The organism is Rhodococcus sp. As11 (assembly GCF_048957735.1).
Classification (GTDB): Bacteria; Actinomycetota; Actinomycetes; order Mycobacteriales; family Mycobacteriaceae; genus Rhodococcus; species Rhodococcus gordoniae.
This window is the reverse complement of sequence record NZ_JARDJE010000016.1, coordinates 1-25,154: the sequence shown is the minus strand read 5'-3', so window position 1 is coordinate 25,154 and position 25,154 is coordinate 1. Positions and strand designations below refer to the sequence as shown.

17 protein-coding genes are annotated in these 25,154 nt (G+C 65.6%); 7 read left to right on the top strand and 10 right to left on the bottom strand.

All coding sequences use genetic code 11. The features are described 5' to 3' along the window. Positions 1–19 precede the first annotated feature (19 nt). From PV766_RS18135 to PV766_RS18120, 4 genes are all read right to left on the bottom strand, one after another. Positions 20–1,396: an MmgE/PrpD family protein gene (locus PV766_RS18135; protein WP_421097562.1), complete on the bottom strand. Its 1,377-nt coding sequence runs from the start codon at positions 1,394–1,396 to the stop codon at positions 20–22. Then, entirely contained in the window at positions 1,393–2,607 is a 1,215-nt protein-coding gene (locus PV766_RS18130) for a CaiB/BaiF CoA transferase family protein (protein ID WP_421097561.1), read from the bottom strand. The genes PV766_RS18135 and PV766_RS18130 overlap by 4 nt, the downstream gene beginning before the upstream one ends. Continuing rightward, positions 2,604–3,161: a MaoC family dehydratase gene (locus tag PV766_RS18125; protein ID WP_129977968.1), complete on the bottom strand. Its 558-nt coding sequence runs from the start codon at positions 3,159–3,161 to the stop codon at positions 2,604–2,606. The genes PV766_RS18130 and PV766_RS18125 overlap by 4 nt, the downstream gene beginning before the upstream one ends. Positions 3,162–3,298: 137 nt before the next feature. After that, the gene (locus PV766_RS18120; RefSeq protein ID WP_016932722.1) at positions 3,299–4,033 is read right to left on the bottom strand and encodes a FadR/GntR family transcriptional regulator; all 735 of its coding nucleotides are present in this window, start codon (positions 4,031–4,033) and stop codon (positions 3,299–3,301) included. Between the two features lie 324 nt (positions 4,034–4,357). On the opposite strand from PV766_RS18120, the gene PV766_RS18115 reads away from it, so the two are divergent. The 3 genes from PV766_RS18115 (at position 4,358) to PV766_RS18105 (ending at position 9,652) form a co-directional block, all read left to right on the top strand. Next, positions 4,358–6,439: a hydantoinase/oxoprolinase family protein gene (locus PV766_RS18115; RefSeq protein WP_016932723.1), complete on the top strand. Its 2,082-nt coding sequence runs from the start codon at positions 4,358–4,360 to the stop codon at positions 6,437–6,439. Beyond that, positions 6,436–8,253, top strand: coding sequence for a hydantoinase B/oxoprolinase family protein (locus tag PV766_RS18110; RefSeq protein WP_084421665.1), 1,818 nt, complete (start codon positions 6,436–6,438; stop codon positions 8,251–8,253). The genes PV766_RS18115 and PV766_RS18110 overlap by 4 nt, the downstream gene beginning before the upstream one ends. Positions 8,254–8,452: 199 nt before the next feature. Then, a complete protein-coding gene (locus tag PV766_RS18105; protein ID WP_421097560.1) occupies positions 8,453–9,652 on the top strand; it encodes an amidase in 1,200 nt (399 codons plus the stop codon). A gap of 58 nt (positions 9,653–9,710) precedes the next feature. On the opposite strand, the gene PV766_RS18100 is transcribed toward PV766_RS18105, so the two are convergent. From PV766_RS18100 to PV766_RS18085, 4 genes are read right to left on the bottom strand one after another with little or no spacing between them, the layout of a single operon-like run. Continuing rightward, on the bottom strand, positions 9,711–11,141 hold the full coding sequence (locus PV766_RS18100; protein ID WP_064063712.1) for an MmgE/PrpD family protein: 1,431 nt from the start codon (positions 11,139–11,141) through the stop codon (positions 9,711–9,713). After that, positions 11,138–11,974: a cyclase family protein gene (locus PV766_RS18095; RefSeq protein WP_421097559.1), complete on the bottom strand. Its 837-nt coding sequence runs from the start codon at positions 11,972–11,974 to the stop codon at positions 11,138–11,140. The genes PV766_RS18100 and PV766_RS18095 overlap by 4 nt, the downstream gene beginning before the upstream one ends. Next, positions 11,971–12,813, bottom strand: a complete 843-nt coding sequence (locus tag PV766_RS18090) for an HpcH/HpaI aldolase/citrate lyase family protein (RefSeq protein WP_421097558.1) — start codon at positions 12,811–12,813, stop codon at positions 11,971–11,973. The genes PV766_RS18095 and PV766_RS18090 overlap by 4 nt, the downstream gene beginning before the upstream one ends. Continuing rightward, complete coding sequence (locus PV766_RS18085; protein ID WP_016933241.1) at positions 12,810–13,604, bottom strand: IclR family transcriptional regulator; 795 nt, start codon at positions 13,602–13,604, stop codon at positions 12,810–12,812. Before PV766_RS18085 ends, PV766_RS18090 begins: the two co-directional genes overlap by 4 nt. A gap of 264 nt (positions 13,605–13,868) precedes the next feature. Here PV766_RS18085 and PV766_RS18080 point away from each other — a divergent pair, with 264 nt between their 5' ends. From PV766_RS18080 to PV766_RS18065, 4 genes are read left to right on the top strand one after another with little or no spacing between them, the layout of a single operon-like run. Beyond that, positions 13,869–15,236, top strand: a complete 1,368-nt coding sequence (locus PV766_RS18080) for an FAD-dependent oxidoreductase (RefSeq protein ID WP_129977972.1) — start codon at positions 13,869–13,871, stop codon at positions 15,234–15,236. 38 nt (positions 15,237–15,274) lie between these two features. Continuing rightward, entirely contained in the window at positions 15,275–16,735 is a 1,461-nt protein-coding gene (locus PV766_RS18075) for a dihydroorotase (RefSeq protein ID WP_421097557.1), read from the top strand. Positions 16,736–16,746: 11 nt separating this feature from the next. Continuing rightward, positions 16,747–17,955, top strand: coding sequence for a CaiB/BaiF CoA transferase family protein (locus PV766_RS18070; RefSeq protein WP_421097556.1), 1,209 nt, complete (start codon positions 16,747–16,749; stop codon positions 17,953–17,955). Between the two features lie 31 nt (positions 17,956–17,986). Then, positions 17,987–19,285: an MFS transporter gene (locus PV766_RS18065; protein WP_421097555.1), complete on the top strand. Its 1,299-nt coding sequence runs from the start codon at positions 17,987–17,989 to the stop codon at positions 19,283–19,285. A 1,161-nt stretch (positions 19,286–20,446) separates the two neighbouring features. On the opposite strand, the gene PV766_RS18060 is transcribed toward PV766_RS18065, so the two are convergent. Together PV766_RS18060 and PV766_RS18055 are read right to left on the bottom strand one after the other, a co-directional pair. After that, positions 20,447–20,635: a hypothetical protein gene (locus tag PV766_RS18060; RefSeq protein WP_421097554.1), complete on the bottom strand. Its 189-nt coding sequence runs from the start codon at positions 20,633–20,635 to the stop codon at positions 20,447–20,449. Between the two features lie 2,127 nt (positions 20,636–22,762). Then, positions 22,763–23,398, bottom strand: a complete 636-nt coding sequence (locus tag PV766_RS18055; RefSeq protein WP_129977975.1) for a hypothetical protein — start codon at positions 23,396–23,398, stop codon at positions 22,763–22,765. Positions 23,399–25,154: the final 1,756 nt, after the last annotated feature.

The following is a 25,154-nucleotide window of genomic DNA, read 5'->3' as shown; positions in this document are numbered from 1 at the left end:
ATGTTCGGTGCACAGGTGGTCAGTGCAGGGGTGCGGGCGCGATGCGGGCCGCGAGATCGAGGACGGCGGTCAGATCCGGCTCGTCGGCAAGCCCGAAGATTCGGTCGGCGAGCTCCGGGGCACAGGAATGATCACCGCAGTTGGCGATGAACTTGGCGAGCAACTGCTGATCGTCGAGGGGGAACGCGGCGGTACCACGGCTACCTGCGACGCGTCCCTCGAATACACGTCCGTCGTCGAGAGTGACGATCGCATGTCCGGATGCCGACGCCGCCGGACCCTCGGTCGGGGCTTCGACGACACGGACCGTGCGAGCGGTCGCGAGCACCGAGTCACGGGCGATCGACGCGCCGGTGTAGGTCGCGACATCGATACGTCCGTCGTGCACGAGCGCAGCGACGCTCCACGGAAGGTCGAACTTGCCGTCGTAGGTGCTGCGCGGTGCGGCCACACCGGCGTTCGGACCACATACGATCGGCACGGAATCCGGATGAACGTGCACCTCGATATCGACCACCTGCGCGGGGTCCACACTCCCAACGCTCAGAGCCGCCGTGACCGCGTCGAGAGTGACATGCATGAGCTGGCAACTCGGGTAGGGCTTGATACCGATGCGGGTCGCTTCCCACTCGGTGCCCAATCCGTCCGTCAACACCGTGAGGTCGGCGGGTCGCTCCGACATCGACGCATACACACCCCGGCGTCCTTCGAGTACCGACGCCGGGCCGCTGGCGCCCGCAGCAGCCAACCGGGCTGCGAGGATCCCGCCCAGTGTGGCCGAGCCGGGGTGCAGAGCCTTGGTGTCGGCGTCGGTATCGAGGAACTCGAGCAACCCTCCACTCGACGAGCCCGCGACACCGAGAGCGTGCACCAGCACCGGAACCGGCAGCCCGGTCAGCTTGCCCGCGACAAGCGCCGCGGCGAACGGGCCGACCACGGCTGTCGCATGGAGGCCACGTCCGTGGAAACCGTGAGGACTGGCGGCCCCGAGCCGGCACGCCGTCTCCAGTCCGATCGCAGCAGCGGTGAGAACGTCCGCTCCCGTGGCTCGAACCTGTTGTCCGACAGCCAATGCTGCAGGAACGGACACCGCAGTGGCGTGGACGAGGGCACCGGCATGAGTGTCGTCGAAGTCCAATGCGTGCACCAGCACCGCGGTCGCCATACCTGCCGCCGGAGCGGAGATCGCCCGCGTCCCGGTCAGCGGCCTGGCTTCGGCCGGACCGCCGAGCGCATCGGCGACCGTCCATGCGGCTCGCCCGTATCCGAGGCGTTGCGCGGCGACGGCGTTACCGACCCCGTCGAGAAGATGTCGCGCGACAGCGTGCCGGACATTCTCGGACAGGTCCGCGACGGTCAGGCCGTGGGCCCATCGGGCGAGGACCGACGACGTCACGCCCGAGCCTCGCTCGTTTGTTTGCCGAAGGCACCTTGGCCGGTCAGCTCCGCAACGCGTTCGGTGCTGTAGCCGAGGTCGCGGACGATCTCGTCGAAATGTTCGTTGCGTAGCGGAGCACGCCGGTACTGCGTCGGCTCGGAACCGAACCGGACCGGGGAGGCGACTTGGCGCACCGTACCGAAGGTGGGGTGTTCGGTCTCGACGAGGAGGCCTCGTGCAAGGGTGTGCGGTTCGGTGAGAGCTTGGGCGACGTCGTTGATCGGGCCCGACGGCACACCGGCCGGCTGCAGGCGCGAGAGCCAGTAGTCCACCGGCTGCGTAGCGAAGGTCTGCTCGAGAATGGGGAGGAGTTCGTCTTGGTTCTCCCCGCGCAGCGCGAAGTTCGCGAAGCGTGGATCGGCGCCCAGGTCGGGTCTGTCGATCGCGACGACGAGGCGTTCCCAGAACTTCTCCTTGGCGCAGCCGACGACGAGCCAGCCGTCGCTGGCCTCGAATGCCTGGAACGGTACGAGGGAGGGGTGCGCCGAGTTCTTGGTGCGCACCGGTTCGAAGCCGGCGTTCAGATGCCAGGTGGCCGGGTAGGTGAGCAGCGACATCGCGGTGTCGTAGAGCGAGACGTCGCAGTCTCCGCCGATGCCGTCCCGTTTGGCGGCGTGGAGTCCGGACAGCAGGCTGATCGCGGCGACGAAGCCGCCCGAGTAGTCCACGAGCGAGAGCCCGGATTTGGTGGGAGGTCCTTCGGGGTCACCGGTGACGCTCATCCATCCCGCGAGTCCTTGCAGAATGTAGTCGTATCCGGGCTCTTCGGCGCGCGGGCCGGTCATGCCGAAGCCGGTGAGGCTGCAGCACACGATGGCCGGATTGAGGTGTTTGAGGTCGTCGTAGGTGATGCCGATTTTCGCCGGTACATCGCCGCGGAGGTTGGAGTAGACGGCGTCGCTGGTGCGGACGAGGTCTTCGAACACTGCGCGACCGGCCGGTGACGACAGGTCGAGCGAAAGGCTGCGCTTGTTGCGGTTGAAAGTTTCGAAGAACAGTGAGTCCTCGCCGTCGTTGTAGGGCGGGACGTAACGTCCGACGTCGCCCCCGACGTTGGGGTCTTCGATCTTGATCACGTCGGCACCGAGGTCGGCGAGGTGGACACTGCCGAACGGGCCCGCCCCGTACTGCTCGAGCGAGATGATGCGGACGTCCTGGAGTGGTTTCACGACAGCGCCCCTTCCGGGTCGGCGGGTGCCGGCAGTTGCAGCGGTCCGCTCTTGGCTTCGGGGAAGTAGTTCTGGCCGATTCCGCTCTCGCGGGTTGCGACCATGACCGACCGTTTCCACGAGATGACTTCGGTGCCATCTTGATTCAGTCCGCGGGTGATCATGGATACGATTCCCGCATAGGGTCGGGATTCGGACCGGCGCAGTCCTGTGCAGATGCTCTCCGCGTAGATGGTGTCCCCTACGTATACCGGGTGCGACATCTTGATATCGGTGAACGCGAGGTTCGAGATGGCGTTCTGGCTCATATCGAGCACCGAAATACCCAGTACCACAGCGACTGTCAGGCCGGAATTGACGATGACCTTGCCGTCGGTGATGGGGTTCTGCGCGGCGAGATGAGCGTTGAAGTGGTTCTGGTTGGTGTTCATCGACAGCAACGTGATCCACGTGTTGTCGGCTTCGGAGATCGTGCGCCCGATGGGGTGCTGGTAGATGTCCCCTACAACATAGTCCTCGAAGAATCGGCCGAGAACAGCCTGATGCACTGCCACCGTGTCTCCTCACATCAGTTCGGCGAGTACGTTCCTTCGAACAATACATCAGACATTTGAAGGGTCAATAGGGCAGAGCGAGGCAATTATCGTCAAATCTGTAACCTTCATCCGCCTAAAAAGCAGATGTTTTATCTCTAGTCCGGACCGCGTCGATCCATCCGGCGATACGAATCACCCAAGTTGTCCAGATGCCGACGCATCAGATCCATCGCCGCCATGGAGTCTCCGGCGGCAACGACATCGAGGATCGCGCGGTGATCGTGATCGACACACTGCCAGAACCCCTCCGGGGCATGCTCGCGCCCGAATCTGCTCGACAGCACCCGGAACACCGGCGCAGTGATCAATTCGAGCAACGGATTGTCGGTCGCCCGCAGAAGAACCAGGTGGAACTGCTGATTCTTCGCGAACGTCTCGGGCCCCTGCAGACTGTGCGGGTCGAAGATCGACGCTTCGAGTTGCTCGAGGTGCTCGTCGGTCCGGCGGAACGCGGCCATGCCCGCCGCCGGCACCTCCATGAGGTTCCGCACTTCCATCAACTGTGCGACGGTGACCGTTTCCGCTGCCGCCATCAAAGCCACACCCGTCTCGAGATGCGCACTGATGTGCCCGACACTCGGCGCGGCGACGAAACTCCCCCCGGTGACACCGCGGGTCGTCGTGATCAAGTTCTGGCTCGCCAGCGAACGCAGGGCCTCACGGATCGTGCTGCGGCCGACACCGAATTCGGCGGTCAGCTCGGCTTCCCCGGGCAACCGGGCACCGGGTTGCAACTCACCGGACAAGATTCGGGTGCGCAGATGCTCCGCGAGGACCGCATAGGCAGGTCCGTTCTTGACGGGTGCGTCCCCGGTCGTCGATTCGGTCACGAGCGTCGACTCTTCTCTCTCGAAAGCTGCGGTGAACGGCCCGAGCCTAACCCGACATTGCGGCCGGGGTAGGTCACCACGCACCCATCCCATACCCGCTAATCATCCGCTCTTTAGGCGCAATTTCCAAGGATCTGACCTGGGCATGCCGGGATTCGAGGCAGATTCGCACCGAAAACATCTGAGGTATTGATTTCTCGGGCGCCCTCAAGCACGATGACCTACATCACCCCTCCCGGTGACCCCCCACCCCAGACTTCGGACCGCCGTACGGCTCGGTCGTCCCCTCCGCTCCTCGCGGGCACCGAAAGATTGGAAGTACTGATGAAGAGAATTGGAGTCGACGTCGGCGGCACGTTCACCGACCTCGTGCTGTGGGACGACGACGGCACCGTAGTGGTCCACAAGACTCCGTCGACGAACCACGACCCGTCCATCGGAACCATGGACGGCATCGAGGTCCTCGCCGAACGCGCCGGCATCGACCCATCCGACATCGACATGTTCTTCCACGGCACCACCGTCGCCACCAACATCGTGCTCGAACACAACGGGTGCAACGTCGGCATGATCACGACCGAAGGCTTCCGCGACCTGCTGCACATCGCCCGCAAGAAGCGCCCCCTCAACTACTCGAACTATCAGGACCTTCCCTGGCAGAAGTGGCAATTGGTCCCACGCCGCAACCGCCGGGTCGTGCCCGAGCGGATCGACGCCGCCGGCAACGTCCTCACACCGCTCGACGAAGACGCGGTGCGCCGAGAAGTTCGCCTGCTCCGTGAACGCGGAGTCGACGCCATCGCCGTCGCCTTTCTGCACTCCTACCGCAACCCCACACACGAAAAACGCGTCAAGGACATCATTCTCGAGGAGTACCCCGAGGTGTTCATCTCGCTCTCCAGCGAGGTCGCCCCGCAGTACCGCGAATACGAACGCTTCTCCACCGCGGCACTCAACGCCTTCATCGGACCGAAGACCTCGCGCTACATCGCCAGCCTGGCACAGAAGGCTGCCGCAGCGCAGGTCGGTGACGACGTGCACCTGATGACCTCCGCCGGTGGTCTCGTCACCTCGCGCAGCGCCAGCGAACAGCCGGTCTCGCTGCTGACCAGCGGCGTGGTCGCCGGACTGCTGGGTGGATGCGCCATCGGCAAGGCCTCCGGATTCCCGAGCGTCATCACACTCGACGTGGGCGGAACCTCCGCCGACATCGGCGTGGCACCGAACGGCGCTCTCCGAATGAAGCACCTCCTCGACACCCGCATCGGCGACTACCACGCCATGGTGCCGATGGCCGAGGTCGACACGATCGGTGCCGGCGGCGGTTCCATCGCCATGGTCGACGAAGGCGGCATGTTCCGGGTCGGACCCCGAAGCGCCGGCGCATTCCCCGGACCCGCCTGCTACGCCCGCGGCGGCACCGAACCGACCTCGACCGACGCCATGGTCATGATGGGCTGGCTGCGCAAGGACAGTTTCCTGTCCGGCACCATGAAGGTCGAACCCGAGCTGGCCCGCACCGCGATCCGGACCCACATCGCCGACAAGCTCGGAACCGGCGTGGACGAAGCCGCGATGGGGATCTTCAAGATCCTCGCCCACTCGATGACCGAAGCGATCAGCCTCCACTCGGTACGCAAAGGCTACGATCCGCGCGACTTCTCGCTCATCGCCGAGGGCGGCGCCGGTCCCCTCTTCGCGTGGCAGATTGCCGACCAACTCGGTATTCCGCGTGTCGTCGTGCCCGGGCACCCCGGCATCACCTCTGCGGTCGGCCTGCTGACCACCGACATCCGGTACGAAATCCCTACCACGGTGTGGACGTCTTCCGCGGACGCGGATCTGAACCTGCTGCGGACCCAGATGGACCGGCTCTCCCGCGAGGCCATCGCTCAACTCGAAGCCGACGGCGTTCCCGCCGAGAACATCTCGCTCGAACGTAGTGTGGATTGCCGCTATGTCGGTCAGGGCTACGAACTGCGGGTCCCGGCACCCGACGGCGAGATCGACGACGTCTGGGTCAAGACCGTCTCCGAGGCCTTTCACGAGGCACACGGGCGGACCTACTCCCAACGTTTCGACGACAAGCCGGTGCAGCTGATCAACATCCGCGTCACCGGTGTCGGCGCCGTACCGCACGTCCGTATCACCGAGATCGACACGGGCACCGCCGACGGTTCCGCGGCGATCAAGACCATGACCCGCGCATTGTTCTGGCGCGACGAAACAGCCGCGCCGCAGTGGATCGACACCCCGGTCTACGACCGCTCGCTTCTCCTGGCCGGCAACACCATCGAAGGCCCCGCCATCGTCGAGCAGTTCGATTCCACGACCATCATCGGCATGAATCAGCACGCCACCGTCGACGCGGTCGGCCACATCATCATCGAGAGGAAGCCCGCATGAGCAAGACCCTGATGCCCAGAACCGGCGTATCGCTCGCGGGCGAATCCCACCGTACGTGGAACGACGTGGAGGTCGACCCGATCACCCTGCGCGTCATCGGCGGTGCACTGCAGTCCATGGCCAAGGAGATGGCGCAGGTCCTCTACCGCATGGCCTACTCGAGCCTGATCCGCGAATCCGAAGATCTCGGCGCCGGCATCTTCGACGTCAACGGCCGCGAACTGTGCGAATCGGATTCGACACCGATGCACTGCGGTTCGATCCCCGCCTACATCCGGGGCGTCAACCGCAGACTCGCCGGCACCTACCGGCCCGGCGATGTCGTCCTGCACAACCATCCGTACCACGGCGCAGCCCACTCCCCCGATTACGGCGTGATCATCCCGATCTTCTGGGAGGGCGAGCACATCGGATTCGCCGGATGCACCGGACACGTATCCGACGTCGGCGGCAACTTCCCCGGTCTGTGCATGGACGTCGTCGACGTCTGGGCCGAGGGCAAACTCATGGATTCGATGAAGATCTATGACGCCGGAGTCCGCAACGATTATCTCATCCAGCACATCCTCGACAATGTCCGCACACCCGAACAGAACCGAGGCGATCTCGAAGCACTCATCGCCTGCGCGCGCATCGGTGAGAAGCGATTCGTCGAACTGCTCGAGAAGTACGGCCTCGACACCGTCATGAGCGCCAGTGAACGGTGGATGGACTACTCGGAGAACATGCTTCGAAGCCGAATCCGCGAGATCCCGGACGGCAGCTACGAAGCACCTGTCGGCTATCTGGACGACGACGGAAAGAACCGCGGTGTCCCCCTCAAGGTCGCCGTGCGTGTGCAGGTCGAGGGAGAAGACATCCTCATCGACCTCACCGGTTCCAACGACCAGGTCCCCACCGCCTTCAACGTGCCTTTCGAAGGATCCGTCCTCCCCGTCGCAGTCGCCGCGATCCGCACCATCCTGCTCGACGAAGACCTGACCGAGGAATTCGTCCCCCAGAACGACGGTTGCTTCCGCCCGGTGAAGGCATACGCACCCGAGGGAACGATCTTCAACCCGGACTTCCCGGCATCGTGTTTCGCGCGGTTCTCCCAGGTGAACCGAATCTTCGACTCCATCAACCTCGCCCTGGCACCCGTGCTCCCCGACCACGCGATCGCCGGGTCGTCGGCAGCACTGTGCGCCATCGCCTACTCCGGTGTCGCCGAAGACGGCGAATCCTATTGGGTCTACATCGAAATCAACGAAGGCTCGTACGGCGGACGTAACGGCAAGGACGGCATGGACGCCGTCGACTCGCTCATGGCCAACACCCGCAACAACCCCATCGAAGAACTCGAACTCAACCACGCCATGCGTGCCCTCCGATACGAACTCCGCGACGAAGCTCCCGCCCCCGGCCAATGGCGAGGCGGCATCGGCAGTGTCCGCAAATGGCTCATGGAGACCGATACCTTCCTCGGCTCCGAAGCCGACAACCGCTCCGACCCGCCCGCCGGAGCGCTCGGTGGCCACGACGGCGTCGCAGGTGCATTCACCCGCAACGCCGGAACGGACCGCGAGGAGGTACTTTTCTCCAAGGTCACCCAGGAAACCATCCGGGAGGGCGAAACCTTGGAGATCAAGCTGCCTTCCGGCGGTGGATTCGGCAATCCGTTCCTCCGTGATCCCTTCCAGGTCCTCAGCGACGTCTGGGACGAATACCTCACCGCGGAGGACGCTCGGCGCGACTACGGGGTCGTCGTCGACACCGACTCGTGGACCGTGGACGAGGACGCCACCGCGGCACTGCGCGCAGGGAGCCCATCCTGAGCGGCACCACAGGTCGGGGGGGGGGGCGGGGCGGGGGGGCGCGGGCGGGGGGGGGGGGGGGGAGGGGGGGGGGGGGGGGGGGGCGGGGGGGCGGGCCCCCCCCCCCGCCCGGGCGGCCGGGCCCCCCCCCGGCCGCCACCCCCGCGGGGGGCCCGCCGCGCGGGGCGCCCCCCCCACCGCTCGTGTTCTCGACGAAACATTGGGCAGCGTCGTCACCTGGATTCACCCCGCGAGCGGTGCCGCACCCGACGGGCCACTGGCGGGTATGAGAATCGGTGTCAAGGACAACATCGACGTCGCCGGCGTCCCCACCACCTGCACATCCCGCTTCTTCGCCGACCGCATCGCGTCCGCCCACGCGGACGTCGTCGGCAGGTTGCTCGCTGCGGGCGCGCAGATCACCGCGAAACTCAACATGGCCGAGTTCGCGGTCGGAGTCACCTCCCAGAACTCCGCCGCGGGCCCCGTTCGCAACCCCTGGGACCCCACACGCGTCCCCGGCGGTTCGAGCGGAGGCTCCGGCGTCGCAGTCGCTGCAGGACTGGTGGATGCCTCCCTCGGCACCGACACCGGGGGATCCGTCCGTCTACCCGCAGCGGCATGCGGTATCACAGGCCTGCGACCGACCTGGGGCTCGATCAGCAATGCCGGAGTCTTCCCGGTCAGCGACGCCTTCGACACCGTCGGTCCGATGGCACGGTCGGTGACCGAGGTTGCCCGCCTCTTCGATGTACTGCGTGTCGCCCCGGCCCCGTCGCCTGCCCCCACTCGACGGATAGGGCTGCCGTCGGTGTTCATCACCGACGACGTCGACGCTGCCATCAGCGACGCAGTCCGAGCGGCGGCACGACAACTCGGAGAACTGGGCTACGAGACAATACCGGTCACCGTCCCCGGTGCTGCTCGCGCACAGGACATCGTGTACACGTTGTTGTATTCGGATCTTGCTGCGCTGCACCGTAACCGAGTGCATTCCTCACCCGAACTGTTCCATCCCGACACCCTCGCACGCGTGTCCTTGGGTCTGTCCATCTCGGACTCCGAGAGAACAGCAGCGATAACCGGCGCAGCGGAGTTCCGTCGCGGACTCCGTGCACTGTTCACGACCGTCGACGCCGTACTGACCCCGACCATGCCGGTCGATGTGCCTCGCATCGCCGGTGGCGACGATGTCGTCGCACGCTCACGCCGACTCGGACAGTTCAGTTATCCCTGGTCCCTCCACGACGGACCCACGCTCGCACTCCCGGTCGGATTCCATCCTCGTTCGGGGATGCCGATCGGTGCTCAACTGACGGCGGCCGCCCACCACGAATTGCTGCTCTTCGAGATCGGTGAAGACTTTCAGAGCACAACGGACTGGCATACCCGGAGACCGCCGCTACACATCACGCGGTGAGCCGCCATCGGAGGGGGCAGAGACCCGTCGAGGCAGAGTGGTGCGCCCCGGTTCCCGATCAGCCGCGCACGGTCACCATCAGGGCCTCCAGGGAATCTGCGGTGTGCAGCCCCAGTGCAGCTCGGACCACCGCTGCTGCACGCTCCGGCGACAGCCTGTTCTCGACGTTGAGATCGAACTTCATCGTGAGTTCCTCGTCGGAAAGCGGATTCGCCGGACCACCACGATTGTGGTCGACCCGAGCCTCGTGCCAGACACCATCGCGAGTGCGTACCCGCAGCACTGCCGGGAACTGATAGGGGTAGATCTCGTCGCACCGGTCGTCGCTGCGGCTGGTGACCAGACCCGCGAGTTCGAGCGTGCGTGGATCCTTCGCGGCCTCGTCGGTGAAATCGGCATGTCCCACTCCGAGTCCCGATCCACCGAGCAGCGCTCGTGCGACGGTGAACGGACCCGAGAACGCTGCATGATATCCGGATTCGGGGGCCGCTTTCGAGGCGGGAGGTTCGGCGATGGTGCGCAGGACCGGTTTCGGAACACCGAGTTCGATCTCCGCGATGTGGGCGGGGTCGAGCCCCTGGCGGACGAGCGTGCGTGCAGCGTCGATCCCGGCGTGGGTGAAGTGGTTGCACGGATACGGCTTGAAGAAGATACCCGGCAGTTCCCAGCGTTCGCCCAGTCCATCCAGGACCTTCGCGGTGTCGGCCCGATCGCCGCAGAAGGCGTGCAGGAAACCGAAACGTCCTTCGATCACGGTGGGCGGTCCGGTGAGGCCGGCGCGAGCAAATTCTGCCGAGGTGACACCGGAATGTGCCGCCCATCCGCAGTGCGCGCGCTTGACCGTGCCGCCGGTGCGGTTGGCTTCGAGCAATCCGGCGCCGAAGCTCGCGGCGATGCCCATGGCGTCTGCGATACCTTCGGCGTCGAGGCCGTACAGCATCGCTGCGGCAGCAGCCGAACCGACGGCACCGCAGATGGATGTCGCGTGCAGGCCACGTTCGAAGAACTCGGAGTTGCCGAGTTCTTCGTCGTAACCGCCCATCCCGAGACGGACCACGATCTCGATGCCCACGCCCGCAGCGTCGAGGACGGCTGCGCCGGAGGCTCCTACCGCTTCACCCACGGCGAGTGCCGCCGGGATCACCGAGGCGGACGGATGCAACACCGACGGCAGGTGGGTGTCGTCGGAGTCCATCGAATGGGCGAGTGTGCCGTTCACCAGCGCGGCAGTGGCGGCCGGAAAACGTTCTCCGGTGCCGATGCCGGTGGCCGCGGCCGCACCGGCCCAGTTGCGTGCCACCTCGATGACGGCACGAGCCGAGGGCTGGTCGTGCGCCGCGAGGGAGTTCCCGAGCAGATCGAGTACCCGCCGCGCGACGTCCTTCCGCAGTTCTGCGGACAGTCCCGTGGTGCGGATGTCGGCGGCGAGGGCGGCGAGCCGACCCACGACCGTTCCGGTCAGGTCGTGTCGGGTCTCGGTGCCGGTCACGAGGCCACCACCGCGACGGGACGGACCGGCGATCCGGTGCCGCCGGTGATGCGCAACGGTGCCATGACGAACGTGAATTCGGTCAGGCCACGCGCGCTGGCGTCTTCGAGGTTCAGATGCTCGATGATGTGAATTCCGTTCTCCACAAGCAGCACTCGATGAACCGGAAGAACGCTGTGTCCCTTCCCCGGGGGGATGTGTTCGAAGGCGGTCGTGTCGGAACCTGCGGCTGCGATGCCGCCGGCCGCGAGCCACCGCCCCGCACCCACATCGGCACCGGGGACGCCGTCCTGCTGGCCGAGATAACGCTGCGGATCGTCGAAGTGCCGGGCCCACCCGGTACGGATCAACACGACATCACCGCGTCGCGGCGTCACCTCCGCGGCGTCGGCCGCATCGCGCAGGTCCTGTTCGGTGACCGCCTGCCCTGCTTCGAGCGAATCGACACCGCGGACCCGGGCCACGTCCAGCAGCAGTCCGCGACGAAGCATGAAGGGGATGGATTCGGCGCCCAGCTGCGAGAACTTCCCACCACGCTGTGCTTCCTCGGCGTCGATACCCCCGTGCAGCTTTCCTTCGTGGCTGACGTGGGAGAGCGCGTCGACATGGGTGCCGACGTGTCCGCCGGTCACGATGATCTCGTTGGATGCCGATCCACCGTCGGGCCGGACCATGTCGCCGTGCCGACGGATCAGCGTCATCCGGAATCCGGGATGGTTCGGTGAGCAGGGCATACCGGTCGTGTGGGGGTGCCCGAGCTCGACGATGTCGACGTCGGTATCGACGACCGCATTCAGCAGTGCGTCGGGACCGGCGATGGTGTGTTCGGTCATGATGTGACTCCTCGTGCTGTGATGGCCTGAGCTCGGTCGAGAACGACGCGAGCGTTCGCAACGACCGCCGGATCGATGAATCTGCCGTTCTCGTCGAGAACCGCGGACTCCCCCGCTGCCGACGACGCGGACGCGTCGTCGACGATTCGCTGCGCCCACTCCCGCTCATCGGCGGAGGGCGTGTAGGCCTCGTTGACAATGTCGATCTGATTCGGATGGATGACGGAACGTCCGAAGAAACCTTGGACACGGCCGGTTCGGGACGATTCCGCCAGCCCTTCGAGATCTCCTACCGCGGTCCAGACACTTTGAACGGGCGATGCCAGGCCGGCGGCGCGGGCCGCTGCGACGATCCAACCACGCGCCCAGGCGAGTCCCTCGTGTCCGGCACGAAGGTCGGCTGCGAGATCGGCTTCACCGAGCGCGATTCCGGTCACCCGGGTATGGGATCGCGCGATCTGCGGGGCGGCGAGCAGGCCCGCAGCGGATTCGACGATCGCATGTACCGGACAACCGAGCCGGTCCGCCGTCGCCGCCACCGCGTCCGGGTCGTCGGCCTTGGGCAGGCGAACACCGGCCGGCGCCCGATCGGCGCGCGACAACTCGGCGATCTCCTCGTCCAGCCAGTGCGATCCGATGGCGTTGAGCCGCAACCAGACAATGCGATCAGCAGGTGCATCGCGCACGGCGGCCACCGCATTGGCGAGCGCGTGTTTCTTCGCCTCGACCGGTACTGCGTCCTCGAGGTCGATGACGACGGCGTCGGCGGCACTACCGAGCGCCTTGTCGATGCGGTCTGCGCGATGTCCCGGGACGTACAGCCAACTGCGGGGTGTCATACGGGCTCTCCCACCGGAGCGTGGACTTGCCGGTACCCGAGCGCGCGGGAAACCCTCTGCGCCGCTTCGACGAGTGCGTCCTCGTATCGGTCGAACGCTTCGTCGGTCATGCGGTAGCTCGGTCCACAGACCGACAGGGAGCCGACCACCGTGCCGTCGGCTCCGAAGACGGGTGCGGCGATCGACGCCGCGCCTTCCTGCCGCTCACCGGTCGAGCGGCACACGCCGCGTTCACGCGCCTCGTGCAGCACTGCACGTAACGCGACCGGATCGATGACGGTCTTCGCGGTCAGGCGCGTCAATTGCCGGGACAGCACATCCTCCTGCTCGGACTCCGACAGGTACGCGAGGATGATGCGACCCGACGACCCGCTGTACAGCTCGAAGCGGCGTCCGAGTTCGACGGTCATCTTGATTTCCTGGGTGCTTTCGACCTGGTCGAGGTAGACGCGTCCGCCCGGCAACCGGCCGGTCACCGTCGCGGTCTCGCCGGTAGCGCGTTGGAGGTCTTCCAAGGCGCTACGGGCGGCGCGGCGGAGGGGGGAAACGTCCAGTGCACGAGCGCCGAGTGTGGCGGCGGCGGGGCCGAGCAGGTAACGGCGGGTCGAGGGTTCGTAGAGCAGCAGTCCGCATTCGACGAAGGTCGTGAGGATGCGGTGCGTGACCGCTTTGGAGATCCCGGTGGAGCGGGCGATCTCCGATACGCCGAGCGCGCTCGATCGGCGACCGAACTCGAGCAGCACTTCTGCGGCTCGTGCGGCAGAGGTGGTGCCGCCAGTTGAGGACTCCATTATGGCTCCGTTCCCCGGTCGGTTCAGGTGGTGAACACGTTGACAGGTCTGCTGGACATGCTGCAGGAGCGATACGACCGTTCAAGGCCATGAACACTTTGTACCGCCTGGCGAAACAATTGTCCAGACCCACTCATCGGGGTGACTGCCCGTTCATCAGGGATGATTCCCACAATTGGCACTTGCGCATTGTTTCGAGGGGGCGCATAGTGCAGGAGATCACTTTCTTGCGTTTCTCTGAGCGGAACAATATGAGGAGGCGGTGTGACCGATCCGGAATTCGACCTCGTCGTTGCCGGCGCGGGCGGCGGACTCGTCGCGGCCCTGCGCGCCGCGGAATCGGGCGTGAACGTTCTGGTGATCGACGCCGACGAGCACTTCCAGCGCGGCAACAACACCTCGATGTGCACGGCGATGATCCCTGCTGCCGGCACGCGCTGGCAGCGCGCAGCAGGCATCCGAGACAGTCCCCGTCGTTTCCTCGACGACATCACCCGCAAAACCGCAGGGACGGCAGACCAGCGGGTGGCTCGGGCGCTGACCGATGCCAGCGGCACGCTGGTCACCTGGTTGGCCGACAGTCAAGGACTCGACCTCGAACTGGTCACCGACTTCCGATACCCGGGACACACCGCCGACCGCTGCCACAGCATTCCCGGCCGCCACGGCTCCCACCTGCTGCGTCACCTGGTGCAACGCGCCCAGGCACATCCCCGGATCGAGCTGATCGCCCCGATGAGTCTCCGCGAGGTCCTCACCATCGACGGCCGCGTAACCGGGGTCGAGATCGCTACCCCCGACGGAAACACCGAGCAGCTCACGACCGGATCCGTCCTTCTGGCGACGAACGGCTTCGGCGCCGACCGCGACCTGGTCCGGACCCACATGCCCGAGATCGCGGATGCCCACTACCACGGCGGCCGGTTCAGCCGCGGTGACGCGCTCCGCATCGGTGGGCGACTCGGAGCCGACACGGGTTTCCTCGACGCCTACCAGGGCCATGCTGCCCTCTCGTCTCGCAGCCAGACGCTCGTCGGCTGGGCGACCGTCGTCCACGGCGGTATCGTCGTCGACAGCACCGGCCGGCGATTCGCCCCCGAGACCACCGGTTACTCGGAATTCGCAACTCTGCTTGCCGCCCGGCCCGGATCTGCCGGCTGGATCATCATCGACGAGCACATCGAAGAACTGTGCTCGGTGTTCGACGATTTCCGCACGGTCGCCGAGAGCGGATCGCTCGTGCGAGCCGCCACGGCCACCGACCTCGCCGAGACCATCGGTGTTCCCCTGCCGGCGCTGGAGGACGAGCTCACCGCCGCCCACCGCGCCGCGACCGGATTCGAGCCCGATCGGCAAGGCCGCACCGACATCCGGCATCCCCTGACCGCGCCGTACATCGCGATCGCCGTCACACCGGCACTGTTCCATACCCAGGGTGGACTCGTCGTCGACGAACACGCCCGCGTACTCGCTCGCGGAGTCCCGATTCCCGGCCTGTACGCATCCGGCGGCGCAGCCGTCGGAATCTCCGGCCACGGAGCCGGCGGCTACCTCGCCGGCAACGGCCTGATCACCGCACTCGGTCTGGCATTTCTCGCCGCCGAACACGTGAGCAGCACCGTGGCCGCGTGAAGACGCATCACCTGTCCAGATACTCGCCAGGAGAAGACATGACCACCTACCTGATCAAGAACGGCACCGTCGTACGCACCGAGGACACCGCGTCCGCGGAAGGCGAGATCGCCGACGTCCTCGTCGTCGACGGCACGATCGCCGCCATCGGCTCCGACCTCCGGGCCGACGACGCCGAAATCGTGGACGCCACGAACAAGTTGGTGTTTCCCGGCGTCGTCGATGCCCACCAGCACTGGGGCATCTACAACCCGCTGTCCGAGGACACCCACACCGAATCCCGCGCGAGCGCTCAAGGCGGCGTCACCACCGCCCTGACGTACATGCGCACCGGCCAGTACTACCTGAACAAGGGTGGCGCCTACGCCGACTTCTTCCCCGAGGTCCTCGACGCTTCCGCCGGTCGCAGCTACGTCGATTACGCATTCCATCTCGCCCCGATGTCCAAGCAGCACATCGGCGAGATCCCCGCGCTCGCGTCGGACCAGGGCGTCACGTCCTTCAAGATCTTCATGTTCTACGGCAGCCACGGTCTGCACGGGCGCTCCACATCGCAGAGCGACTTCCTGATGATTCCCGAGGACGAACGCTACGACATCGCGCACTTCGAGTTCGTCATGCGCGGAGTCCAGAAAGCCCGCGAGCAGTTCCCCGAACTCGCCCCGCACATCTCGCTGTCTCTGCACTGCGAAACCGCCGAGATCATGAGTGCCTACACCAAGCTGGTGGAACAGGAAGGCACACTCACCGGCCTCGCCGCCTACAGCGCTTCCCGTCCTCAGCACTCCGAGGGTCTGGCCGTGACGATCGCGTCCTTCCTCGCCGACGAGACCGGCCTGCCGAACATCAATCTGCTGCACCTGAGTTCGGCGAAGGCGATGAAGGCGGCCATGAAGATGGCCGACGCCTTCCCGCACGTGAACTTCCGCCGCGAGGTCACCATCGGGCACCTGCTCACCGACATCGACAACGCCAACGGATTGGGCGCCAAGGTCAACCCGCCCATCCGTCCGCGTGAGGATGTCGAGGCCCTGTGGGAACACCTGCTCGCCGGGAACATCGACTGGGTGGTCTCCGACCACGCCTGCTGCAAGGACGAGGTGAAATTCGGCGAAGATCGCGACGACGTGTTCGCCGCCAAATCCGGTTTCGGCGGCACGGAATACCTCCTGCCGGGCCTGATCAGCGAAGGCCGCAAGCGCGGCCTGTCGCTGCGCCGTATCGCACAGCTGCTCTCGTCCAACCCGGCCGACCGTTACGGTCTGCCCGGCAAGGGACGACTCGCCGAGGGCGCCGACGCCGACATCGCGATCGTCGATCCCGACCGTACCTGGACGGTGCATGCAGCGGATTCCGAATCCACCCAGGAGTACACGCCTTTCGAGGGATTCGAACTGTCCGCTGCTGTGACCGACACCTTCGTGCGCGGTAACCGGGTTCTGACCGACGGAGTCGTCACCGGCACGCCTGCCGGCCGCTACCTCGCCCGTCCGTACTGAGGAGACACCAGTTGACCGACGACAAGACTCCTGCCGGACCCCTGCGTGGGATCAAGGTCCTCGACGCCTCCACCATCCTTGCCGGGCCGCTCGCCGCCCAGATTCTGGGCGACTTCGGCGCCGAGGTCATCAAGATCGAACATCCGGCCAAGCCGGACGGCATGCGTGGGCACGGCCTGGACAAGAACGGCGTCCCGCTCTGGTGGAAGATGGTCGGCCGCAACAAGCAGACCGTCACCCTGAACCTGAGCACCCCGGACGGTCAGGAGATCTTCCGTGATCTCGCCACCGACGCCGATGTGGTGGTGGAGAACTTCCGGCCCGGCACGTTCGAACGTTGGGGACTGTCCTATGCCGAACTCACCGAGCGGAATCCCGCACTGATCATGTTGCGGGTCACCGGTTTCGGGCAACAGGGACCGTATGCGACGCGTCCCGCGTTCGGCACACTGGTGGAATCGATGAGCGGCTTCGCCCATCTCACCGGCCACCCCGACGGACCTCCCACACTGCCTGCATTCGGCCTCGCCGACTCCATTGCCGGTATCGCCGGGTCGTCCGCAGTCTCGATGGCGCTGTTCGAACGTGAGCGCAACGGTGGCACCGGACAAGAGATCGACCTCGATCTCCTCACACCGATCATGACCGCGGTCGGGCCCGGTGTGATCTATGCCGATCAACTGGGCATCGACCAACAGCGCACCGGCAATCGGTCGCAGAACAACGCCCCCCGGAATCTCTATCGCACCAAGGACGACCATTGGGTCGCCGTGTCCACGAGCGCCCAGACGATCGCAGAACGCGTACTACGTCTGGTGGGGCACCCCGAGGTCATCGACGAGCACTGGTTCGCCACCGGCCGGACCCGCGCGGAGCACGCGGACCTGCTCGACGAGTACGTCGGTGGATGGATCGCCGACCGTACCCGCGACGAGGTCGTCGAGGCTTTCGAGGATGCCGGCGCCGCAGTGGCACCGGTCTACCGACCCAGCGACCTGCTGACCGACCCCCAAGTCGTCGCGACCGACATGGTCACCACTGTCGACGACGACGAACTCGGCCCCGTACGCATGCAGAACGTCATGTGGCGCATGGGCCGCTCCCCCGGTGCGATCCGCCACGCCGGGCGCCCTGCCGGTGCCGATACCGACAGGGTCCTCTCCCACCTCGGGTGCACTCCCGAGCACATCGACGAATTGCGGGCCCGCGGCGTCATCTGACCCTGCGACTGCGTCATCCGAGGAGTTCGCTATGAAATCGCGTTGGTGGACCATCGCCATCATTCTGGGCCTGGTAATCGTCAACTACATCGATCGCAGTGCCATCTCGTTCGCAGCATCCGACCTGCGATCCGAGTTCGGGATCACTCCCGGCGAGTACGGCGTGATCAGTTCCGCATTCTCGATCGGCTACATGCTCTTCGCGCTCCTGTCGGGACCGCTGGTCGACCGCTACGGTTCCCGACGCGTGCTCATCGTGGGCATGTTCATCTGGGCCGCCGCCACAGCACTGACCCCGTTCGCCGGCGGGTTCATCGGCCTGATCCTGCTACGCATCCTCCTCGGAGCCGGTGAAGCGCCGTGCTTCCCCGCAGCCACGCGACTCGTCAGCCGCTGGCTACCGGCACAGGAGCGAGGCAAGGCGCTCGCGCTGATCGGCGGTGTGGCGGTCTCCGGCAGCCTGCTTGTCGGGGGGCCGATCCTCACCCAGCTGATCGCCCTCACCGGCTGGAAGGCGATGTTCTGGATTCTGGCGATAGTCGGGGTCGTGTGGGTCGCGATCGCCTATCCGACACTGAAGAACTCGCCGACCGAGGCGAAGTTCGTGTCGAAGGAAGAGCTGGACTACATCCGTGCCGGCCAGTTGGACGGTGAGGAGACCGGTCACGAGTCGAGCACCGACTGGGGCGAGGTCCTCCGCAACCGGAACCTCTGGCTCGTCGGCCTCGGCTACTTCTCGTGGGGCTTCATGTTCTGGGCCTTCATGTACTGGCTTCCGCAGTACCTCGAGCACGAATTCGACCTGTCCATCAAGGAGGTCGGCGCGTTCTCGGTGGCGCCGTGGGCAGCCGGTGTGCTGGGTGCGCTGCTCGGCGGAATCCTGGTCGACCGCGTGTACAAGCGCACGCAGAGCATCCGCTCGCGGTTCATCATCATCGGTGTCGCACTCCTTCTGGCGGGCGCGTCGATCGCACCGATCCTGTTCTTCCGCGGCAACCTCACCGTCGCATTGATCTGCATCTCGGCGGGCGTCGGCTTCGGCTTCGTCACCGGCGGCATCTGGTGGGTCGCGTCGATCGATGCCGCCCCCAGCCAGCCCGGGACCGCCGCCGGCTTCGCCGATGCCTGTTTCGCACTGTCCGGTATCGTCGCCCCGTCCGTCATGGGCTTCAGCGTCAGTCGCACGGGCACCTACGACGGCGGATTCCTCGTCATGACGGCGTTGTGCCTGGTCGGCGCAGTGGCCATGCTGTTCTTCACGAAGGAACCGCAGCGGCCGCACGCTGCAACAAGCGAGTTCGACGACCCTGCACAACTGAGGCGTGCCTGAACGGCAGGCTGCGCTATGCCCGACCGCGAGGCAATCGAACTCGCTCCGCACGCCGACCGGTGAGGATTCTGTCCGATACCGAAAGGCCGGCTCTGTCCTTCTCGCAACAGTTTTCATTTGTCCCGGTTCGCCGCGCGGATGCTCCCCGCGAAAATGCCGATCAGGGTCCCCGCCTCTCACGGCACCGAACATTCGTGCCCGGAACATGGTCGAGGCCCTGCCCGGAAGGCCACTGCAGCGACGGACGGCTCGCTACATCTTTTCCATCCGTACGATTCACGGTCCCCAGGCCGTAGTTCGGATCGAAGTTGATCCCTCCGAATCCTGGCGTTCCGGACAGCATCCGGAACGCCAGGACGTGTTCCATCCCGAAGTGGGCGCTGCCCTCCTGAAGCTCGCCGCATACAGGAACGGGAGCGACACTCGGCCGATCCACCTCCACTGGACGGCGTGCTCGCCGAGTGGACGCGACAGCGACGAGGACCATGACCTATCCGGTTCGTGAAGCGTCCTGGCACGATGCTCCCGCCTGTCCGAACCGACCGCCGGGACACGAGGCTCACTCTACGAGCGACAAGCGGTGCCCGACACCCGATCACGGGATGACATAACCGAGTTCGTGCGCTGCGGTATCGCTGGCATCCGCCAAGCCTGGATGCGACAGAGGTAGCGACAGCACAGGACGTTGCGGGATCGGTGTGGGCGCGATGGATGGTGCGTGCCCACTGCTGGGACAGTCGGTGCGGCGCCGAATCGAGAGCATGGTTGCCGCCGCCCACCCGGGTGGCCCAGACCCCTCCCCCGATGCCGGACACGTCGGGCAACCGCAGGACGCGGGTGAAGCGAACGCCGGTCGGATACGGGCCACCGCGGTGGCGATCGGTCCCGTGCCGACCGAAATGCCTCCGCCGGCGCCCCTCCGGGGCTCGAAGCGCCGTACCCGACGCCATAACCGGAATGTTCGGCCCGCGGAAGCGGCTGCTGGTCCGATCGCAGAATCGGTCCGAATTCACGCAGGGCATTCCACGCGAGTACATGGGGCCGGTGGTGCGGTGCACGCGCCACACGGTCTCGTTCGGCTGCCCTTCGAGCACTTCCTTCGGTGACAGTCCTGCCCGACGAAGGTACGGGATGAGCGCGGTAGCGGGAGCATCGCCGCATCTATGCCACTTCCCATTCGGTGGCGATGAGCACGTCGACGACATGCTCGACGTCGTCCGACCTACCGGCGGTGCCGGTCAACCACGCGACGATCGACACCGGCCGGCCGTCGACCACCGACGAGGGTTGCGGCTGCGTCAGCAGTGCCTGCACCGTCAGCGGATGCAGGCCCCTCGGGAGGTGGGGCATGACTCCGTCGATGTGCGGCACGGTCCCACCGGCGGTGAATCGAGCCGGGGCAACAGGCGGTTACGGCCGGAATCGAATGCCCGCAGGCGACCGTTCGCGATACGTTGCCTGATGCGAGCGGGCGTTACGGCGAGGCGGACCGTCGCCTCGGCGATGGACAGAGAGCCGGCGACGAGGCCGGCCCTACGGATGTCTCGGTCGACGCGTGTAGCCGTGGCCTCGGTGGGCCTGCCGTGAACCCGGACTCGGTGAGCAGGCGGGCGTCGTGTTCGGTCGGTGCGGGCCCGCAGGGTTCACCGTATGGAGCCCCTTCAGGATCTGCACGAGTTGATCGCGGCCGATATCCGTGCCGGTGACCTCCCGCAGGGCGTTTTCGAAGTCGAGGTCGCCTCGTGGGTACCGGCCTCCGTGGTTGCTTCGCTCGTCACCACGCTCTACTTTCTTCGCCGATTTTCGCTCGCAAGTACATGCGAGCGGACTCGTCGACCGCTGCGCATCCCTGAACCCTCACATGCGCTGGGTCCCTGTCGGGACGAGACAACGCCCCAGCTGATCTCTTCCACCTGCTTGTTTCTCTCCGAACCGACCGATATGCGCAGCACCGCAGGATCCACGACACCCGCACCCCAGGAGCGGCGCCCTGTCTCCGCCCGATCCTGCCGACGGCGGCAGGCGAGAGCCGACAGGCAGGACCGCATCCCGACGAACCGTTCGACGACGCGACCCGATCCTCGACCGGGCAGAACCCGGAACACCAGCGCATCCCGAACCGGCCGGAACAGACCTGTAGCCGTCACCCCCAGTCATCCTCGTCTACTACCCCCTCGTCCTCGGGCGACTTGCCGTCACTCCAGTGCGTCCAGGGGGCGACCACTCCCCCACCTGCCCCTCGTCCTCGGCACGAGTGCCCGGGAATTTTCCGCTATCGTGCGCTGCCCGATAGCGGGGAGAGTCGAGCACCGGTCGAAGCCGGAGTGTCGACACCTGCAGCTGTGTCGGCCGAGCGTCCCGGTCGGAAACGTCGAGGTTCCTGCGATCCTGGAATCCGGTCGCTTGCATCCGGTGACCACTGTCGCGGGCGTCCGAGGGATAGTCGCTCGCAACGACCGGCACCCTCGCCTCGGACGGTGGAACGACGTGGTGGCGGAGTTTGCGTTCGCACGTCGGCAGCCGAGCCCCGACCATCGTCCGTAGGCGGTGCCCTGCCTACCCCAGCCCTGCCTACCCCAGCTGTCGCGTCATCCGCCGTCGCGGACACTTCCTCCGCGACCGGTCGTCGGAGCGACGAAGAGTCCCTCCTCGAGATCACCCGGCCAGGGGTCCGCGTGGGCTCCTTTCGAGCATCACCGTCGAACGTCTCACCCACGGGACGTGTAACGGTGCTGCATGCGCGGAGTACGCCGATCACCGCGGACGAGGCAGGACACACCGGCGGAGGATCCACGCGACCGGGCGGGCGTACCTCTGTCGCGCAGAAGGGCGTGCCCTCCGGTCCGTTCCGCTCGACAATGTCCTATGCAGTCGGATGCTCCGAGCCGGTTTCTGTCCTCGTCGGGGTCGGCATCCGGATCAGGCGCGCCGAGAACCGGCCCGATGGTGTGATCCGCCCCGTCTCGGCGCCGGTCGGTACCCGGCCGCGGTGAACCGTTCCGACCGCCCGGGAAGTCCGTCTTCGAGCATCGGGACGCGCAGGCCTTCTGCCGAGAGGCCCTACGGCACGCCGAGTGCGGCAGATAACCGGACCATGCTCTTTCTCCCCCGATTTCACCGAGAAACCTGAAACGCCGGTGCCGAAGGCATGATTCGCCGTTAAGTCCCGGGGCCGGTTTCCTCTCCGCATCCTCCCCGTCCGGAACCGCGAAAATAAATTCGAGCCGGTACGCGACAGAAGAGAGATCATGTGATGAAATTACTGCCAGCAATATAACCGGACCGAAGGAGATCGAACCTTACCGATCGCAAACAACTACATGACGCTCGCGCAGCACATGACGAAACCCCCTTGGGGGGCTCGTCATTGGGTCGAACTTTGCCGAGATCGATCGGGACTCAGAACACCTAACGGCGTTAGTTTTCACCTTCGCCGCTAGGTGCCCTTATGGATCCGAAGTTGCCGCTTCGTCTCCGTCATGCGCTCTGACCAGGGATTTCCTTGCCGAGATCCCCAGCTCCCCGAAGGGACTTACCATGCCTGGTACGTCTCAGGGTACCCCATGCCCTGAACAGCAAACAACCTTTTCGACGACTTCCGGTGAGGAACCTCGTCGTCCCGAAGAAATATCGATTGCTTCCCCCCGCTTCGATGCCGAAGATATCGAATTCTCTGCCGTGATATCCCGCGCTGAAGAGAATATCCAGCGCGTCGAGAAAATGAATCAGGAAAGCGACCAACGTGGCCACACATGGTCCATTCCCGTGCCACCGTCGATGCAGTCCAAAACCCCCATTTGGTCGGGACGTATGCAATGGCAACGGCAGGTCCGCGAATTGCTCAACGAAGAGAAAGGCAGAAATGTCTGCCGACGCCATCACGCCGATCCCGAGCGGGTCTTTGCCGTCGCGGTAACGATGGCGTCCTTTGCGGACCTTCGCACGGGCCGCCGCGTGACGGCCTCCCGCGACGTGCTTGCAGACCGCGCGGGCGTGTCCGTTACTGTCCTCAAACGTGCGCGACGAGTCCTGTCCGACCTCGGCCTGGCCCGAGAGATGATCCGAGGACGATTTCTCCGCACGCTCGAGCAGTGGGCCGCTGAGGCTCACCACGGTCGTAGACAAGTCAAGGGCACCAGCGTCTGGTCGCTCATCTCCCCCAGGGCGGCCGTTCGGAGCCCCTGCGATGCCGGCCGGCCGGAGTCTTCGGCACGCTCCTGCCGCGCAGCGCTCTCCAGCACCGACGCATCGTCACCGCCGCGTTATCCCCAGACAAGCGATGGTGGCCCCCAATCTGTTGCTCTTTCTTTTGGTTCTTGTACTTCTGTTAAGAAGTACAAGACAACGCGCGCGAGCGCGCGCAGGAACAGGAATTCTCCGAAGGGACGGTCGCAGCCGCGCCCGATCGGCCTTCAGAAGGCCGCTGCAGCGCTAGTGGCCGCAACCCCTTGCCTGGAGGCCGCGGGGCATATCGGATCCGTCTGCGACGCACTCAGGGACCATTACGTCGATACGGAGCGGTGGAGTGGCCGCGATATTGCGACTGCGCTCAACGAGGACACTCGACGACGTGGATGGATCTGGCCGTCTCGGGGTTCCTTGAAGCATCCGGTTCGATACCTCCGCTGGCGACTTGCCGCTATCGACTGGTCGCTCCCCTCCCCCACCGAACGTGCGGAGGCCGCGAAACATCTCCGCGACGCCGAACGCCGCGCAACTGCCCGTGTGCTCGCTCACCGAAATGCCCAGACCGCTTCCGCGGGGACACGGCAGAGCGCCATGACACAAATTCGTGAGCTGCTGCAGGGGAAACGGTCGAAGGTCTCCGGATCGTAGTCGGCCTCACAAAGTCATATGGTGACACGGCCAGCAGAATTGGGAGTCGGTAGGCGCTCGCGTCACGCAGCGCAGGCTGTGTCCACAGAGACGGTTTACCGCGGTAAACCACATGAACTACAGGGCCCTCAACATTGCCCTACTGCGGCACCGAATCTCGCCACATCGTCTCTCGCTGGTTTACCGCGGTAAACCGCGACACGATGGAGTTGCTCGAGCCGCCGGTCGCTGCACGGAGTGGCCCTGTCGATAAGAAGCACCGGTCTCGGGCTTCCTCGCGACCGCTGGTTTACCGCGGTAAACCAGCGTAGGACAGTGTCCACTGGTCCGCTTCGGCCACTGAGCCGCGAACAATCGAAACCCACGCACCGTAGGTCGGCCCTCGGCCGAGGCTCCCCCGGCCTGCGCGTATCCATCGGTTTACCGCGGTAAACCGCGACACGATGGAGTTGCTCGAGCCGCCGGTCGCTGCACGGTAGTGGCCCTGTCGATAAGAAGCACCGGTCTCGGGCTTCCTCGCGACCGCTGGTTTACCGCGGTAAACCGATCAATCCGGTCAGGGATCCCACCGTCTCAGCAACCGGAGTACACCTCGACGGGACGGTCCGAGAAGGTTGGATCGGCGCCTCATCCTGTCGTGCACCGGCTGCGGTTTACCGCGGTAAACCGCGCGTCGGACCCCGGGCGGGGGGTCTCACTCGAACTGAACATGAGAACACTCCGTCCGGACACGCATTCGCTCCAGCGAAAGACTGTCCTCGCAAAGAGAGGGCATCGTGGGCGGAGATACTGCACTCAGTGACCGGGAAGAGCGTTGAGGCACAGACACACGCCGGGGGCTGCGTATCGAGCACGTGGTGGGTTCGGAGTCGTCCATGAACGGTTGTGTCTATAGAGCGTTCTGCCCGTCGACGGTTTACCGCGGTAAACCGTCGACGGATCCTTCTCGTTATTGCCGGCGTATGGTCGGGGGTCCGGAGGGGTTCTCAGCAGGCGCAGACGGTGGCTCGGTTTACCGCGGTAAACCGAGCCA

Excerpts from the sequence above, each read along its gene's own strand:
- PV766_RS18115 (WP_016932723.1), top strand. The coding sequence starts at position 4,358 with ATGAAGAGAATTGGAGTCGACGTCGGCGGCACGTTCACCGACCTCGTG.
- PV766_RS18110 (WP_084421665.1), top strand. The coding sequence starts at position 6,436 with ATGAGCAAGACCCTGATGCCCAGAACCGGCGTATCGCTCGCGGGCGAA.
- PV766_RS18095 (WP_421097559.1), bottom strand. The coding sequence starts at position 11,974 with ATGACCGAACACACCATCGCCGGTCCCGACGCACTGCTGAATGCGGTC.
- PV766_RS18090 (WP_421097558.1), bottom strand. The coding sequence starts at position 12,813 with ATGACACCCCGCAGTTGGCTGTACGTCCCGGGACATCGCGCAGACCGC.
- PV766_RS18085 (WP_016933241.1), bottom strand. The coding sequence starts at position 13,604 with ATGGAGTCCTCAACTGGCGGCACCACCTCTGCCGCACGAGCCGCAGAA.
- PV766_RS18075 (WP_421097557.1), top strand. The coding sequence starts at position 15,275 with ATGACCACCTACCTGATCAAGAACGGCACCGTCGTACGCACCGAGGAC.
- PV766_RS18065 (WP_421097555.1), top strand. The coding sequence starts at position 17,987 with ATGAAATCGCGTTGGTGGACCATCGCCATCATTCTGGGCCTGGTAATC.
- PV766_RS18060 (WP_421097554.1), bottom strand. The coding sequence starts at position 20,635 with ATGCCCCACCTCCCGAGGGGCCTGCATCCGCTGACGGTGCAGGCACTG.